Origin of the sequence: Streptomyces sp. TLI_105, assembly GCF_900105415.1 — a bacterium.
GTDB lineage: Bacteria > Actinomycetota > Actinomycetes > Streptomycetales > Streptomycetaceae > Streptomyces.
This window is the reverse complement of the sequence record NZ_FNSM01000001.1, coordinates 4,006,810-4,022,139: the sequence shown is the minus strand read 5'-3', so window position 1 is coordinate 4,022,139 and position 15,330 is coordinate 4,006,810. Positions and strand designations below refer to the sequence as shown.

Sequence of the window (15,330 nt, the reverse complement as noted above, 5' to 3'; positions counted from 1 at the left end):
CAAGAACGGTAACAAGAGATCTGCTGTTCGCAAATTCGATCTCGGTTATTCGGACAGGGATTTATCCGTCCGAGGACCCGCCTTGTGGCGGAAGTCACCGACTGGTCGGTCTGTCAGTCACCGATACCACCTGGGGTATCAGCTGAGAGTCACCTGGCGGTTCGTGAGACCGCCGCGCGCCCGGCGCTCCTCCGCCGTCAGCGGGGCGTCCGAGGCGAGCGCCGCGGCCAGCCGCTCGGCGAACTCGGCCGCCGGCTTCTCGCAGTCCTCGGCGGTCATCGAGGACGGCAGGTCCCACACCGGCACCATCAGACCGTGGGCCCGGAACGAGCCGACGAGCCGGGTGTCCGCGCCGAGCGAGGTGCCCTCGCCGGCCTGGAGGCGGGCGAGCGCGTCGAGGAGCTTCTCCTCCGGGTGCGGCATGACCCAGCGGAGGTGGTTCTTGTCCGGAACCTCGCACCAGTACGCGGAGTCGACGCTCGTCAGCTTCACCGTCGGGATCGCCGCCGCGTTGGCCCGCTCCAGGGAGGCCGCGACCTCCGGGTCCGCGCCGTCCGTGGACTGCGGGATCCAGAACTCGAAGCCCGAGTGGACCTCCGGGACGAACGGGGCGTCCGCGTCGAGCAGCTCCTGCAGGCGCGGTCCCTCGGCCGGCACGCGGCGCGCGGGCACCGGGGTGCCCGGCTCCGCCTCCAGAGCGCGCTGGAGGGTGTCGGCGAGGTCGCGGGCCAGGTCGCCGGAGGTGGAGTCGTTCTGCAGGGCGAGCAGGACGGAGCCGTCGTCGCGACGGAGCGCCGGCCACGCCATCGGCAGCACGGTCGCGAGCGTCACCGACGGCACGCCCTCCGGCAGTCCGCCCTTCAGGGTGAGCGGCACGGTGGCGGCCGGCACCAGCTCGCGCAGCGCGACCCAGTCGCACTCGCCCGGCAGGCCCTCGAAGGGGCGCTGGACGAGCTCGGTCACGGCGTGCGCGGCGGACCGGCCGTGACACGCCTTGTAGCGGCGGCCCGAACCGCACGGGCACGGCTCGCGGGCGCCGACGACCGGGATCTCCCCGCTCGTGACCTGTGCCTGGCCGGTCTTGCCGGCCTTCGTCTGGGGGCGCTTCTTGGCCATGGTGTGGCTTTCTCCCGATCGCGGCTGTGCTGTGTGCGGTGCTGTATCGGGCGCGAGCCTAGCCGCACCGGGCCCCGGCGCCGTTCAGGCGGGGCGGCACGACGTCCCGGGCGGACACCGCCGGAAGGCCGCGCCCGCCACCACCTCCCGGCACCGGTTCTCGGTTCGGACCGGCGTGCTTCGGTCCGGATGGTCGCGCTTCGGTCCAGGCTCGTCGTGCTTCGGCCCAGGCCCGTCGTGCTTCGGTCCAGGTCCGTCGTACATCGGCCCGGATCCGTCGTACCTCGGTCCGGGCCGTCGTACGCGCCTCAGTCCAGGTCGTCGTACGCGTCGAGGAAGTCGAAGCCCGAGCCGCCGCCGACGCGCGCGGCGAAGTCCTCGCGGCGGTGCCCCTCGGTGACGACCACCCAGACGGTGACCTCACCGGTCGCGCTGTCCCGTACGCCCCAGTCCTGGGCCAGCGCCCCGATGATGTTCAGCCCGCGGCCGCCCCGCGCGGTGACCGAGGGCGTCGATGGAACGGGCCGTGTCGGACCACCCCCGTCGGTCACCTCGACCCGTAGGCCGCCTCCCGCATCGACCCGCCAGGCCGCCCGTACATCGCCTTCGCCCCGCTCCGCGTGGTTCAGCGGCCTGCCGTATCGACAGGCATTGCTGAGCAGTTCGGAGAGGATCAGCACCGCGTCGTCGACGACCGATTCGGACACCCCGCTGCGGTACAGCTCGTCCCGCATCCGGTGTCGCGCCTCACCCACGCCCGCAGGGCCATGGGGTACGGCCATGCTCGACGACGTGGGCACCTCCTGTGCCACCACCAACGCCACCCCCGAGACCTCCTTTGCCCCACGCCACCGTGTGGATGCCCCAATGGCCTGGACCGGAAACCGGCCAATCCGTGTGGGATGAGGCACTCGTGACGATCGCGTACGCGCGGAACGCGCCGGGGCACGCCCCGTAGGGGCTGTAGTCCCCTGTGGCGGACGGGGAACGAGTGACGGGCGAGGCGCCCCGGAGGCGCTCAGTCACGCCCCAGCTGGGCGAGCACCTGCTTCGGCCGGTTGGTGATGATCGCGTCCACGCCCAGGCGCTCGCAGAGCTCGACGTCCTCCGCCTCGTCCACCGTCCAGACGTGGACCTGGTGCCCGGCCTTCTGGAGCCGCAGGATCACGGCGGGGTGGTGCCGGACGATCCGGATCGACGGGCCCGCGATGCGCGCGCCCGCGGGCAGGCGCCCGTCGCGCAGCCGGGGCGAGACGAACTGGGCGAGCGAGACGGTGGGCAGCGTCGGCGCGGCGGCGGCGATCCGGTACAGGGAACGGGCCGAGAAGCTCATGACGCGTACGGGGGATTCGGCGGGGGACGCGGGCGCGTCCAGGCCGAAACGCTTGAGGAGTTGGAGCAGCTTCTCCTCGACCTGGCCGCGCCAGCGGGTGGGGTGCTTGGTCTCGATGGCCAGCTCGACCCGGCGCCCGGCGTCGGAGACCAGCTCCAGGAGCCGCTCCAGGGTGAGGACGGAGGTGTACCCGGGGTCCCGCCAGTCGGGGATCTCGCCGGAGTCGTCCCGGCCCTTCCAGGTGCCGAAGTCGAGGGCGGTGAGATCGGCGAGTTCGAGCGCGGAGACGGCGCCGCGGCCGTTCGAGGTGCGGTCGACGCGTCGGTCGTGGACGCAGACGAGATGGCCGTCGGCGGTGAGCCGGACGTCGCACTCCAGGGCGTCCGCGCCGTCCTCGATGGCCTTCACATAGGCGGCGAGGGTGTGTTCCGGTGCGTCCTCGGACGCTCCGCGGTGGGCGACGACCTGGAGGGGGACGCGGTTCGGGTGCTGTCGTGCGTGAGTCACCGCGTCATGGTGCCATTGGCGGGGTGGCTCGGGCACCCCGGGAGGAGTCCGTTCTGTCCGTATATAAAGGATGGGGTGCGAATGCACAGCTCCGCCTTACAGCGGCCTGACGTCCTGTGGGAAAAGCTGGTGCAGCACCCTGGAGCCACCCACGTACCCCATTCCGCGCAGTCAACGAGGAGAGCGAGCTGTGAGCACCGAGAACGAGGGCACGCCGGTTCCGGCGGACCCGGCTGCCCCCTCCGCCCCTCCGACCGCTCCCGTCCCCCCGACGTCGCTGGACAAGCCGACGGGCGACACGCCCTCGCAGGCGGCCCCGGCGCCCGCCCCGGAGCCCTCCCCGCAGACGGCCCCGCAGGGGGACGAGCCGACGGCGGTCCAGACCCCGGTTCCGGCCGCGGCCCCGGCGGCTCCGTACCAGACCCCCGCTCCCGGGCCCGCCGCCGCGCCCGCCGGTGGTTGGCCGCCGCCCCCGCCGGCCGTCCCGGCCTGGGGCGCCCCGCAGCCGCCCGTGCCCCCTGCGGCGCCGCGCCGGCGGACCGGCGGCCTCGTGGCGGCCGTGCTCGTCGCGTCGCTCGTCGCGGGCGGCATCGGCGGCGGCATCGGCTACTGGGCGGCCGAGCGCGGCGACAACGGCTTCAGCTCGACCACGGTCTCCTCCGGCCAGGCCCCGGCCTCCTTCAAGCGCGAGCCGGGGACGGTCGCGGCGGTCGCCGCGAAGGCCCTGCCGAGCGTGGTCACCATCCAGGCGAAGTCCGGCGGCCAGGAGGGCGAGGGCGGTACGGGCACGGGCTTCGTCTACGACAAGGAAGGCCACATCGTCACCAACAACCACGTGGTGGCGTCGGCGGCTGACGGCGGCACGCTGTCCGTGACCTTCTCGGACGGCAAGACGTACGACGCGGAGGTCGTCGGCCGGGCCGAGGGCTACGACGTGGCGGTCCTGAAGCTGAAGGACGCCCCGAAGGGGCTGACGCCGCTGCCGCTCGGGGACTCCGACAAGGTGGCGGTCGGCGACTCGACGATCGCGATCGGCGCCCCCTTCGGCCTGTCGAACACGGTGACGACGGGCATCGTCAGTGCCAAGAACCGCCCGGTCGCCTCGGGCGACGGCTCCGGCGGCAGCAACTCGTACATGAGCGCGCTGCAGACGGACGCCTCGATCAACCCGGGCAACTCCGGCGGTCCGCTGCTCGACGCGAGCGGCGCGGTGATCGGCATCAACTCGGCCATCCAGTCGACCAGCGGCGGCTTCGGCCAGTCCCAGGCGGGCTCGATCGGCCTCGGCTTCGCGATCCCGGTCAACCAGGCGAAGAACGTGGCGCAGCAGCTGATCAAGACGGGCAAGCCGGTGTACCCGGTGATCGGCGCGACCGTGAACATGAACGAGAAGGGCCAGGGCGCGACGATCGCGGGCCAGGGCTCCGGCGGCACGCCCTCGGTCACGCCCGACGGCCCGGCGGCGAAGGCGGGCCTGAAGGCCGGGGACGTGATCACGGGCTTCGGCGACCACCCGATCGACAGCGGCCCGACCCTGATCAGCGAGATCTGGACCCACAAGCCGGGCGACTCGGTGAAGATCACCTACGAGCGTGACGGCAAGACGGCCACGGCCACCGTCGTCCTCGGCGAACGCACCGGCGACAGCTGAGGCACACGCCCGAACGACAGGAGGGGAGCACCGGACACCCGGTGCTCCCCTCCTGCGTCCTCTGCCGGGTCTTCCCTGCCCGAGGCGCCCAACCGGTAGGGTGTATCCCGCTCCGCCCCAGGTGGGCCGGGGCGTGGGTGGGTTGCCCGAGCGGCCTAAGGGAACGGTCTTGAAAACCGTCGAGGCAGCGATGTCTCCGTGGGTTCAAATCCCACACCCACCGCAGATGAACGGCCCCTGACCAGGTAACTCGGTCAGGGGCCGCTCTCGTATCCACCGCTCGCACTGGAAGAAGGACGCTGCGGTCGCCCAGGCGTCGGTGATGAAGCGGTGCCGCCGCATCATCAGGACCTCGCGCCGCTCGTTGACGACGGCGGTCACGGCCGGGAGCCGGAGCTTCACGACGTGGTGCCCCCACGGCCTCCACCCGCGCGGAGAGGGGGATGGCCGGGGTGGGGTTCGGCCGGTGTCATGTCGGGCTGACGAACGGGGGGCTGTGTCAGTGGCCGCTGTTAGCGTCCGGCCGTTCTGGCAGAGCTGTGTGGGGAGGGGCCGGCATATGGGCGCGTCGGGGTGGGACTACTCGGTGCCGTATCAGGAGGATCTCGTCGGGGCGTTCGAGGCGCTGAGGCGGAAGGTCTTCGAGGAGCGGGACTACTACTGGGGTCCGGGCGGCGACTGGAGGCCGGAGGAAGAACGGCTGCCGTGGCCCGAGACCGAGGAGGAGCTGTGGGAGCACGAGCTCGTGCAGCACGACGGGACGCACTCGATTCTCGACGTCTTCCGGATCATCGGACCGGATGAGGAGCCGGATTACTCCACGATGAAGCAGGTGACCGAGGAGGAGGCGCTGCGTGTCCTGGGCACGCGGAAGCTCACCCGGGCGCACGTGCCGAGGTTCGAGGAGTTCGACCACTGGCGTTGGTACGGGCGGTGCGCCGTGCTCCACGACGACCAGGACGAGCCGCGGGAGATCTACTTCTGGGGCTTCTCCGGAGACTGAGCCGACCCGGTGGACCAGGCGTGGACCGACGGAGGCGGCGAGGGGCCCGGAGGGTGAGCCCCGGATTCCGGGGTCCGCCCTCCCTGTTCTCCGTACGGTCGCCGGGGTGCGGGATCAGAGGTGGGTGCGGGTCTGGGGGTTGTTCAGGCAGAGGGCGATGTTGCGGACGGCCGCGGTGAGTTCCTCGATCACCCGGGCCGCCTGTTCCGCGTTGTGGAAGGCGGGGCGCTCCGTGAGGGTGCGGCTCAGTTCCTCCGCCGCCCGGACGGCGGGGCCGGCAGGGCCGCCGTCCCCGGCGGGAGCGGCGGGAGCGGCGGCGGGGGCCATGCTCTGCGCAGGTGCAGGTGCAGGTGCAGGTGCGGGGGCGGGTGCGGGCTGGGTCACCGGCGTGGGCGAAGGCGGCGGGGGCGGCGGCGGGGGAGGAGCCGAGGGGTACGGCTCGGGCTCCGTCCGGTAGCCCTCGAAGGACGGCGAGAAGGTGCCGGAGCCGACGGCCAGCGAGGTGTGCGCCTCCTCCTGGGGGTGCGGGGACGCGGCGGGGTCCTGCCCGTGCTGTGGGACCGGTCCCAGCACCGGGGGCCGGGACCGGCGGGCCCGGGGCAGGACGAAGTGGTCGAAGCCGGGGAACGCCGGGGGAGCCGGGTGGGCGGCGGGCTGGGCGTACTCGCTCTGCCACTGCGCGCGGTAGTACTCCACCTGGTCCTCGCAGGAGGAACGGGCGTGGAAGATCGCGGTGTTGTCGCCCAGGTCCGGGTACCAGAGGTTGGGGCCGGGGAAGCGCACGGTCCGCATCCGCGGCTTGATCTCCTCGGCGCACCCCATGCAGCAGCCCTCCGGCACGAGGAGCGGGATGCCGCCGCTCTGCTCGGGGCGGCGGGGGCCGCCTTCCGGGCGGTACTCCCCGTGGTGGCAGGGCGGCAGTTCGCCGCAGGCCCGGCAGACGGCGTAGTGCTCGGGAAGGACCTGCCAGTCCTGGCTGGCGGGGGCGCACCAGTGCTTCGCCGCGGACCGGGGCAGGTTCTCGTCGCGCAGCACGAGGACCACCGGACGCCTGTAGAACTCGGCGCGTTCGGGGGCCGGTTTGACCGCCTGGTTCTCGGCCCGCCGCAGTTCGTTGGCATGCCACCACAGCTCGACGTGGTCGCGCCATGCCTTCTCGTAGGATTCCGGCCAGTGGTTGCCCGGATAGCCGGTGATGTCCAGGACGCGCCACGCCTGCCGGTCCAGCACGACGATGGATCCGGCCTGCAGCCGCAGATGTGTTCCCTTGACGCCCTCGTCCGGCCAGTCATGGCGGCCGATGCGGGTGGGCTGGTCTGGGAGCCACCTGCGAATCTGCATGACACGCTCCTCGGCAACGAAACTTCGTAGTTTCAAGTGGGGCAGTAGGTGACATTCTGAACAATTTAGGCGTCGGGTTGGGGTTAGACACGCGCACAGCTCTGAGCGATTGAAGGCCGGAAATGCCTTGTGTGCCGGGTATTTCGCTTCCAGGGCCCGACGGTGCCCGCAGGCGCCCTCTCCGTCCGGAGCGGCGGTCCCGTGCCCGGCCGCCCGACCCTCACACCCACCCGTACGTGTGACATCGCTTCCAGCGGGTCTTCCCGTACGTATGCATCGCTCCGCGCCCCGGCCGCCCGTGGCTCCGGACGGGGGTTCCCGGTCCGGCGAGGTGGTAAAAGCGGTGCCGCCCGGCGAACGGGGACATAAGGTCCGGAGATCCACGGAGACAGGGGTAGGGATGCGGATCGTGCTCGTCCAGGGGGACATCACCGCCGAGGCGGCCGACGCGGTGGTCAACGCCGCGAACTCCTCGCTGCTCGGCGGGGGCGGGGTCGACGGGGCCATCCACCGGAAGGGCGGCCCGGAGATCCTCGCCGCCTGCCGGGACCTGCGGAGCTCGCACTACGGCAAGGGACTGCCGACCGGGCGGGCCGTCGCGACCACGGCCGGGCGGCTGCCGGCCCGGCACGTGATCCACACGGTGGGGCCGGTGTGGTCGCGCGACGAGGACCGCTCGGGGCTGCTCGCCTCCTGCTACCGCGAAGCGCTGCGGGTGGCCGACGAGTTGGGTGACCGTACGGTCGCGTTCCCGGCCATCTCCACCGGCGTCTACGGCTGGCCGATGGACGACGGCGCCCGGATCGCCGTGGAGACCGTCCGGGCCGCCGCGACCCAGGTGGAGGAGGTCCGCTTCGTGCTCTTCGACGCGACCGCGTACGCCGCCTTCGAGGCCGCCCTCGCGCACTAGGGCCTGTCTGACAATTCCCGCCGGGTCCGGCCCGCCCGGCACGCGCGCTCGCCGCACGGCCGAAACGCCCAAGTAGCTCCGCTACAAGAGCGCCCCGGCCGCACGCCGATCGCACGCACCGAGCGACCCGGCCTGATCCGACGCGAATTGTCAGACAGGCCCTAGGGGGTGTCTTGTCGATCAGGCCGGGTTCGCGATGCCTGGCACCGGAGCCGAACGCATTGGCTTATTCGATGAATGTGTTCGGCTTTTCTCTTCGTGTCCCTTCGCGGATCTCCCCGGCACCGTCGTTCCGTACGACGGATTGACTGAAAAACTGCCGGAACGCTTCGCCCCTTGGGGCGCACCGGCCGTGGCGGCCGACACGCCGCGCATGGGGCTCCCGCTCCCCGCTGAGCTGCGCCTTCCTCGCTGTGGGCGGGTTTATCGGCTTGTCCTCACGCTTGCGGGGGAATCAGCCGCTCCAGGGTGGTTCGCCGGGGATTCGGTGGGCAACTCTGGATTCGCGACGTCGAGCACGAAGACCGGGGCGGTCGGCCAACTGCCTTGGACATGGCCGTACTTCAGAGAAGTTCACAGAGCGGTTCACAGAGAAGTTCCGTAGAGCAGTTCCGTGCAACAGCATCAGCTTTCAGTTCCCGGAGGAACAGACATGGCAAGCATCCGTACCGCCCGCATCCTCGCCGCTGCCGCCGCCCTCCCCCTCGCCGCCGCGCTCTTCGCCGGAGTGGCCCAGGCCGACAACGGCGGTTTCGCGGACGACGGATCGAACACGAGCGTCGCCACGATCATCGGCAGCGGAGTCGGCGGGCACAACCTCGGCAACTCGACCACGACGCAGCAGGTGGCGACCGGTTCCGGTGCCTCCAATCAGAACAACACCGCGAGTGTGAACGGCTCCGCCCTCACCCATATCGACCAGACCAACACCGTGGTCAACTTCCACCCGTGGTGGTGACCTGCGGCGCCTGAGCCGGCCCGACGGGGGGCGTGACCGTGGTGTGAACGACGGCCCGCGCATCGGTACTTCGGTACCGGTGCGCGGGCCGTCGCGCTTCCCGCGCGATCTCCGGGGCGGTGCGGGCGTCGCCGGCCTTGACAGGCGCACGGAATCTGACGGACAGTCAGAAACCTCAGTCGTCCCACGGGAGGCCGTCGCCGTGCACCTCGCCCCGACCGAGCGGCAGCTGCGGCTGCGCGCCGAACTCCGCGCGTACTTCCGGGACGTGATGCCCGACGGGCCACCGCCCGCCACCGACGCCGACGCCCAGCGGCGGCTGCTCCGCCGGATCGGCGCCGACGGACTGCTCGGTCTCGGCTGGCCGGAGGAGTACGGGGGGCAGGGCCGCGGGCCCGACGAGCAGTTCGTCTTCTTCGACGAGGCGTACCGCGCGGGCGCTCCCGTCTCGATGGTCACCCTCAACACCGTCGGCCCCACGCTCATGGCGTACGGGACGGAGGAGCAGAAGGCCTTCTTCCTGCCCCGGATCCTGCGCGGCGAGACCGTCTTCGCCATCGGCTACAGCGAGCCCGAGGCCGGCACGGACCTCGCCTCCCTGCGCACCCGGGCCGTACGGGACGGGGACTCCTGGCGCGTCGACGGGCAGAAGGTCTTCACCTCCAACGCCCAGAACGCCGAATGGATCTGGCTCGCCTGCCGCACCGACCCCGACGCGCCGCCGCACCGCGGGATCTCCATCGTCCTCGTCCCCACCGACTCCCCCGGTTTCTCCTGGACCCCGATCGAGACGGTGGGCGGACTGACGACGACCGCCACGTACTACGACGGGATACGGGTCCCCGCGGGCAACCTCGTCGGACCCGAGCACGGCGGCTGGGGCCTCATCACCAGCCAGCTCAACCACGAGCGGGTCGCGCTGGCGGCGATCGGCATGCAGGCGGAGGACTTCTTCGCGGCCGTCCTCGACCGGGCCCGCACCCCCGATCCGGTGACGGGCAGGCGTCGCATCGACGAGCCGTGGATCCGGATCCGGGCCGCCGAAGCGCATGCCCGGCTGGCCGCGACACGCCTGCTGAACTGGCGTCTGGTGGGCGACGTGGGGGCCGGCCGGCTGGCCCCGGGGGACGCGAGCGGAGTGAAGTTCGCGGGCACCGAGTCGGCGGTGGAGGTGTATCGCATCTGCCAGGAGATCGCGGGGCCGCCGGGGACGGTGCGGGCGGGCTCGCCGGGGGAGCTCGACGGCGGCGAGCTGGAGCGCATGAACCGGGCCGCGCAGATCAACACCTTCGGGGGCGGGGTGAGCGAGGTGCAGCGCGAGATCGTCGCGAGGATGCGGCTCGGCATGAAGGGGAGGGGGCGGCGATGAGCGCCACGGAACGGCCGGCGAGGGGTGGTACGGAGCGGGCCGAGGCGAGCGGTACGGGGAGCAGTGCGGGGCGGGCCGATGCGAGCGGTACGGAGACCCCCGTGAGGAGCCGTACGGACGCACCGGACGCGCCTGCCGCACTGGACGCGCCTGCCGCGCCTGCCGCGCCGGACGTGCCCGACGCACCCGACGCGCTGTACGAGCGGCTCGTGGTCTTCCAGGGGCTGACCGCCGCCACCGCCGGCACCGGCAAGGACCCGGTCAACCTGCCCATGATCAGGCACTGGTGCGAGGTGATGGGGGACGCCCACCCCGCCTACCGGGGGCCGGACGCCGTCGCGCCCCCGACCATGCTCCAGGCGTGGACGATGGGCGGCCTCTCCGGGCACACGGACCGGTCCTCGGCGTACGAGGAGCTGTTCGCCCTCCTCGACGGCGCCGGATACACCTCGGTCGTCGCGACCGACTGCGAGCAGGAGTACCTGCGGCCGCTCCGCCCGGGCGACGAGATCGGCTTCGACACCGTCGTCGAGTCCGTGTCGGAGCGCAAGACCACCAAGCTCGGCACGGGGTACTTCGTGACGACACGGACGGACGTCCGGGTGGGCGGCGAACTCGCGGGCACGCACCGCTTCCGCATCCTCAAGTACGCGCCCGTCGCCCGGCCGCCCAGGAAACCCCCGGCCCGGCGGCCCCGGCCCGTGATCAACAGGGACAACGCCGGCTTCTGGGCGGGCGTGGCCGAGCACCGGTTGCTGATCCAGCGCTGCGGCGACTGCGCGGCCCTGCGCTTCCCCTGGCTGCCCGGGTGCGCCGACTGCGGCTCGCGGGAGTGGGACGCGGTCGAGGCGAGCGGCGCCGGGACGGTCTTCTCGTACGTGGTGATGCACCACCCGTCCTTCCCGGCCTTCACCGTGTCCGCTCATGCCGCTGACGCGGCGGGTCCGTACGCGGTCGGGCTGATCGAACTCGCCGAGGGCGTGCGGATGATCAGCAACGTGGTGGGGGTGCCGTACGACAAGGTGCGGATCGGGATGCCCGTACGCCTCGAGTTCCTGCGGGTCGACGAGGACCTCGAGCTCCCCGTCTTCCGTGCGGGAGGGGAGGACTGACATGGACTTCACCCCCACCGAGGAGCAGGAGGCCGCCCGGGAGCTGGCCGGGCGGATCTTCGCCGACCTCGCCACTCACGAGCGGCTCCGGGCCGCCGGGACCGGCACGGACGCCGAGCTCTGGAAGGCGCTCTGCGCGGCCGGACTGCCCGGCGCCGTCGAGGAGACCGGCCTGCTCGGCCTGGTCCTGCTCCTGGAGGAGCAGGGACGCCGGACGGCGCAGGTGCCGTTCGCCGCGAGCTGTGTGTACGGGATCCTCGCCGTCGCCCGGCACGGTACGGAGGAGCAGCGGGCCCGGCTCCTGCCCGGTCTGCGCGACGGCACGACGGTGGTGACGGGCGCGCTCCCGGCACCGGGCACGGTCACCGCGGGTCCCGAAGGACTCAGCGGCGCCGTGGGCTGGGTGCCGTGGCTCAGGGACGCCACCCATGTGCTCGTACCGGACGAGGACCGTGCCCTCTGGCTGGTCCGCACCGAGGACGCGGCCGCCGTCGAGGCCGTCGAGCTCACCGCGCCCTGGGCCGCGGCCCGGCTCGTCCTCGACGGGGCGCCGGGGGAGCGCCTCGGCGGCACCGAGGCCTACGACGACGTGCTCGCCGCCGCGCGGATCGCCTTCGCAGGGCTCCAGGCGGGGGTGTGCGCCGGGTCGCTCGCCAGGGCCGTGGAGTACACGTCCGTACGGGAGCAGTTCGGCCGGCCGCTCTCGACCCACCAGGCGGTGCAACTGCGGGCCGCCGACGCCCACATGGACACCGAGGCCATCCGGGTCACGGCCTACGAGGCCGCCTGGCGCTTCGACGAGGGCCTCGACGCCGCCGGTGCGGCCCTGACCGCCGCCTGGTGGGCCTCCGAGGCGGGCAAACGGGTCGTGCACGCCGGGCAGCACCTCCACGGCGGCCTGGGGGCGGACCTCGACCACCCCGTCCACCGGCACTTCCTCTGGGGCCGGCAGCTCGACGCCCACCTGGGCTGCGGCACCGAACTCCTCGCCGAACTCGGCGACCGGCTCGCGAAGGGAGACCCGTCATGAGGCCCATGAAACCCGGCGACGAGCTGCCGCCGCTGCGGATCCCGATCACCCGCACCCTGATCGTCGCCGGGGCCGTCGCCTCCCGCGACTACCAGGACGTGCACCACGACGCAGAGCTGGCCCGGGCGAAGGGCTCACCGGACATCTTCATGAACATCCTCACGACCAACGGCCTCGTCGGCCGGTACGTCACCGACCACTTCGGCCCCCGGGCCGTCCTCCGCAAGGTCGCCATCCGGCTCGGCGCCCCCAACCACCCCGGCGACACCATGGTCCTGACCGGGACGGTCACCGACGTCGACGGGGACACGGCGAGCGTCCGGGTCGTCGGCGCCAACGGGCTCGGGCACCACGTCACCGGGACGGTCACCGTGGAGGTGACGGGATGAGCGTGCACAGCAGGGACGCGCTCGGCGGGCGGGCGGCCGTCGTGGGCATCGGGGCGACCGAGTTCTCCAAGGACTCCGGACGCAGCGAACTCTCCCTCGCCGTCGAGGCCGTGCGCGCGGCCCTCGACGACGCCGGGCTCACCCCCGCCGACGTCGACGGCCTCGTCACCTTCACCATGGACACCAACCCCGAGATCACCGTCGCCCAGGCGTCCGGCATCGGAGAGCTGTCGTTCTTCTCCCGCGTGCACTACGGGGGCGGTGCCGCCTGCGCCACCGTGCAGCAGGCCGCGCTCGCCGTCGCCGCCGGGGTCGCCGAGGTCGTCGTCTGCTACCGGGCGTTCAACGAGCGCTCGGGGCGGCGCTTCGGCTCCGGAGTGCAGCAGCGCGAGCCCTCCGCCGAGGGCGCCGCGCTCGGCTGGCAGCTGCCCTTCGGGCTGCTCACCCCGGCCTCCTGGGTCGCCATGACCGCCCAGCGGTACCTGCACGCCTACGGGCTGACGCCTGACGCCTTCGGCCACGTCGCCGTCACCGACCGGCGTCACGCGGCACGCAACCCCGCCGCGTACTTCCACGGGAAGCCGATCACCCTCGCCGACCACGCCGCCTCGCGCTGGATCGTCGAGCCGCTCCGGCTCCTCGACTGCTGCCAGGAAACCGACGGCGGCCAGGCGATCGTCGTCACCTCCGTCGAGCGCGCCCGCGACCTGCCGCGCCCGCCCGCCGTCATCCTGGCCGCGGCCCAGGGCGCCGGGCGGAGACAGGAGGCCATGACCAGCTTCTACCGGGACGACCTGACCGGGCTTCCGGAGATGGGCGTGGTGGCCCGGCAGCTCTGGCGGACGTCCGGGCTCGCGCCCTCCGACATCGACGTGGGCATCCTCTACGACCACTTCACCCCGTTCGTGCTCATGCAGCTGGAGGAGTTCGGCTTCTGCGGGCCGGGGGAGGCGGCCGACTTCGTCGCGGCCGACGCGCTCCCGCTCAACACCCACGGGGGGCAGCTCGGCGAGGCGTACCTCCACGGCATGAACGGCATAGCGGAGGCGGTACGGCAGATCCGCGGCACCTCGGTGAACCAGCTGTCCGGCGCGGCCCGGACCTTGGTCACGGCGGGCACGGGGGTTCCCACGTCCGGGTTGATCCTGGGCACGGACGGCTGAGGCGACGGCCTGAGCGGTGGCCGGGCGGGGCGGGCGGTTCTTCACTCGCGCCATGAGCACTCGCACGCCGCCCGCCTCCGAAGCCGCCTCAGCATCTGAAGCCGCCTCAGCCTCCGAAGCCGCCGCCTCCGTCTCCGTCTCCGAAGCCTCCGTCTCCGAAGCCACCCTCGCCTCCGAAGCCTCCGAAGCCGCACCCGCCTCCGAAGCCACCCTCACCCCCACCCCCGCCCTCGTCCCGGCCCCGCTGTCGGCACCGGTCCGTCCGCGCTCCGCGCCGCCTCCCGGGGCGCGGGCCGTGGTCGCCTTCGTGATGGCGGCGCTGGCCGGGACGGTCCTCCTCAACACCCCGCCCCCCGCCACCACGACAACCGAACACCCGCCCGCGACGACCGCCGCCCCGGCCGCGGAGCCCGCCCCGGCCGCGGCCGACCCCGCCGCCGGTCCCGACCCCGCCGCCGGTCCCGGCTCGGCCACGGCCCCCGGCTCCGCCACGGCTCCCCACTCCGCCACGGCCCCCGGATCCATGACCGCGCCCCGCTCCACCGCCGCACCGCTCGCCCGCGCGGCTCAGGGCGCCCCAGGAGCCCTCGCGCCGGCGGCGCCAGGCGTCCTCGCCGCCCCCGTGCACTTCGCAGGGAAGGCCTTCGACACCTGTGAGGCGCCGTCCCTCGCGGTGATGAGGGCCTGGCGGGGATCGCCGTACGGGGCCGTCGGGATCTACTTCGGGGGGCGGGGGCGGGGCTGCCCCGTCCAGAAGGAGCTCACCCCCGCCTGGGTCGCCTCCGCCCACGCCATGGGCTGGCGGCTGCTGCCGCTCTTCGTCGGCTCCCAGGCCCCGTGCGTGGACTCCCTCGCCAAGCGCCGCTTCGCCATCGGCAGCAACCCCACGAGCCAGGGCACCAAGGAGGGAGGCGACGCGGTGCGGGCGGCGAGCGCCCTCGGGATCGGCACGAGCAGCCCGCTCTACCTCGACATCGAGGCCTACCGGCGGGGCGACACGAGCTGCGCCGCGACCACCCTCTCGTTCGTCCGCGCCTGGAACCGGGAGGTGCGGCGCCTCGGCTACCTCCCCGGCTTCTACAGCAGCGCCGACACGGGGGTGCGGGCCATGGAGACGCAGCGGAGGGCGGGGACGAGGGACCTGCCGGACGTGATGTGGTTCGCGCGCTGGCGGGGGCAGCCGGCGCTGCTCACCGAGTCGGTGCTGCACCCGGAGGCCTGGACGCCGCACGCCCGGATCCACCAGTACGCGGGGAACGTCACCGAGACGTACGGCGGGCGCACCCTCGCGATCGACCGCAACGCGATGGACGCGCCCGTGGCCCGGGTCCCGGCCCCGGCCCGGTTCGCCGCACGCGTCCCGGTGCCCCTGTCGTTCGTCGCGTCCCGGCGCCCCTGAGGCGGGCACCGACCCTGACGCCGGCGGCCCGGGTCTCCACCCAGAGGAG

Annotated in this window: 14 protein-coding genes, 1 tRNA gene and 1 pseudogene; 11 read left to right on the top strand and 5 right to left on the bottom strand. The window is 72.9% G+C overall.

What is annotated here, in order from left to right:
• Positions 1-138: 138 nt before the first annotated feature.
• The 3 genes from BLW86_RS18415 to BLW86_RS18405 form a co-directional block, all read right to left on the bottom strand.
• Positions 139-1,116 carry a DUF5926 family protein gene (locus tag BLW86_RS18415; protein WP_093875043.1) on the bottom strand — a complete coding sequence of 326 codons (978 nt, stop codon included), beginning with the start codon at positions 1,114-1,116 and terminating at the stop codon, positions 139-141.
• 308 nt (positions 1,117-1,424) lie between these two features.
• Complete coding sequence (locus BLW86_RS18410; RefSeq protein ID WP_093875042.1) at positions 1,425-2,027, bottom strand: ATP-binding protein; 603 nt, start codon at positions 2,025-2,027, stop codon at positions 1,425-1,427.
• Positions 2,028-2,134: 107 nt separating this feature from the next.
• On the bottom strand, positions 2,135-2,956 hold the full coding sequence (locus BLW86_RS18405; RefSeq protein ID WP_093875041.1) for a glycerophosphodiester phosphodiesterase: 822 nt from the start codon (positions 2,954-2,956) through the stop codon (positions 2,135-2,137).
• Between the two features lie 190 nt (positions 2,957-3,146).
• Here BLW86_RS18405 and BLW86_RS18400 point away from each other — a divergent pair, with 190 nt between their 5' ends.
• A complete protein-coding gene (locus BLW86_RS18400; protein WP_093875040.1) occupies positions 3,147-4,607 on the top strand; it encodes a S1C family serine protease in 1,461 nt (486 codons plus the stop codon).
• A gap of 136 nt (positions 4,608-4,743) precedes the next feature.
• Positions 4,744-4,830, top strand: a tRNA-Ser gene (locus BLW86_RS18395).
• 83 nt (positions 4,831-4,913) lie between these two features.
• Here BLW86_RS18395 and BLW86_RS43185 read toward each other — a convergent pair.
• A pseudogene (locus BLW86_RS43185) lies at positions 4,914-5,045 on the bottom strand (NUDIX hydrolase); the annotation flags it as partial.
• Between the two features lie 121 nt (positions 5,046-5,166).
• Between BLW86_RS43185 and BLW86_RS18385 the strand changes: the two are divergent.
• Positions 5,167-5,610 (top strand): hypothetical protein, encoded by a 444-nt coding sequence (locus tag BLW86_RS18385; RefSeq protein ID WP_093875039.1) that lies wholly within the window; start codon positions 5,167-5,169, stop codon positions 5,608-5,610.
• Positions 5,611-5,724: 114 nt separating this feature from the next.
• Here the strand turns inward: BLW86_RS18385 and BLW86_RS42050 are convergent, their stop codons facing one another.
• On the bottom strand, positions 5,725-6,951 hold the full coding sequence (locus tag BLW86_RS42050; RefSeq protein WP_093875038.1) for a hypothetical protein: 1,227 nt from the start codon (positions 6,949-6,951) through the stop codon (positions 5,725-5,727).
• A 400-nt stretch (positions 6,952-7,351) separates the two neighbouring features.
• On the opposite strand from BLW86_RS42050, the gene BLW86_RS18375 reads away from it, so the two are divergent.
• From BLW86_RS18375 to BLW86_RS18340, 8 genes are all read left to right on the top strand, one after another.
• The gene (locus BLW86_RS18375) at positions 7,352-7,861 is read left to right on the top strand and encodes an O-acetyl-ADP-ribose deacetylase (RefSeq protein WP_093875037.1); all 510 of its coding nucleotides are present in this window, start codon (positions 7,352-7,354) and stop codon (positions 7,859-7,861) included.
• Between the two features lie 652 nt (positions 7,862-8,513).
• Entirely contained in the window at positions 8,514-8,819 is a 306-nt protein-coding gene (locus tag BLW86_RS18370) for a hypothetical protein (protein WP_093875036.1), read from the top strand.
• 202 nt (positions 8,820-9,021) lie between these two features.
• The gene (locus tag BLW86_RS18365; RefSeq protein WP_093875035.1) at positions 9,022-10,188 is read left to right on the top strand and encodes an acyl-CoA dehydrogenase family protein; all 1,167 of its coding nucleotides are present in this window, start codon (positions 9,022-9,024) and stop codon (positions 10,186-10,188) included.
• 173 nt (positions 10,189-10,361) lie between these two features.
• Positions 10,362-11,300 (top strand): bifunctional MaoC family dehydratase N-terminal/OB-fold nucleic acid binding domain-containing protein, encoded by a 939-nt coding sequence (locus BLW86_RS18360; protein ID WP_177181942.1) that lies wholly within the window; start codon positions 10,362-10,364, stop codon positions 11,298-11,300.
• 1 nt (position 11,301) lies between these two features.
• Entirely contained in the window at positions 11,302-12,330 is a 1,029-nt protein-coding gene (locus BLW86_RS18355) for an acyl-CoA dehydrogenase family protein (protein ID WP_093875034.1), read from the top strand.
• Between the two features lie 5 nt (positions 12,331-12,335).
• Positions 12,336-12,719, top strand: a complete 384-nt coding sequence (locus BLW86_RS18350) for a MaoC/PaaZ C-terminal domain-containing protein (RefSeq protein ID WP_093875033.1) — start codon at positions 12,336-12,338, stop codon at positions 12,717-12,719.
• Positions 12,716-13,882 (top strand): lipid-transfer protein, encoded by a 1,167-nt coding sequence (locus BLW86_RS18345; RefSeq protein WP_093875032.1) that lies wholly within the window; start codon positions 12,716-12,718, stop codon positions 13,880-13,882. Before BLW86_RS18350 ends, BLW86_RS18345 begins: the two co-directional genes overlap by 4 nt.
• Before the next feature lie 52 nt (positions 13,883-13,934).
• Positions 13,935-15,281 carry a DUF1906 domain-containing protein gene (locus BLW86_RS18340; protein ID WP_093875031.1) on the top strand — a complete coding sequence of 449 codons (1,347 nt, stop codon included), beginning with the start codon at positions 13,935-13,937 and terminating at the stop codon, positions 15,279-15,281.
• Positions 15,282-15,330 lie beyond the last annotated feature (49 nt).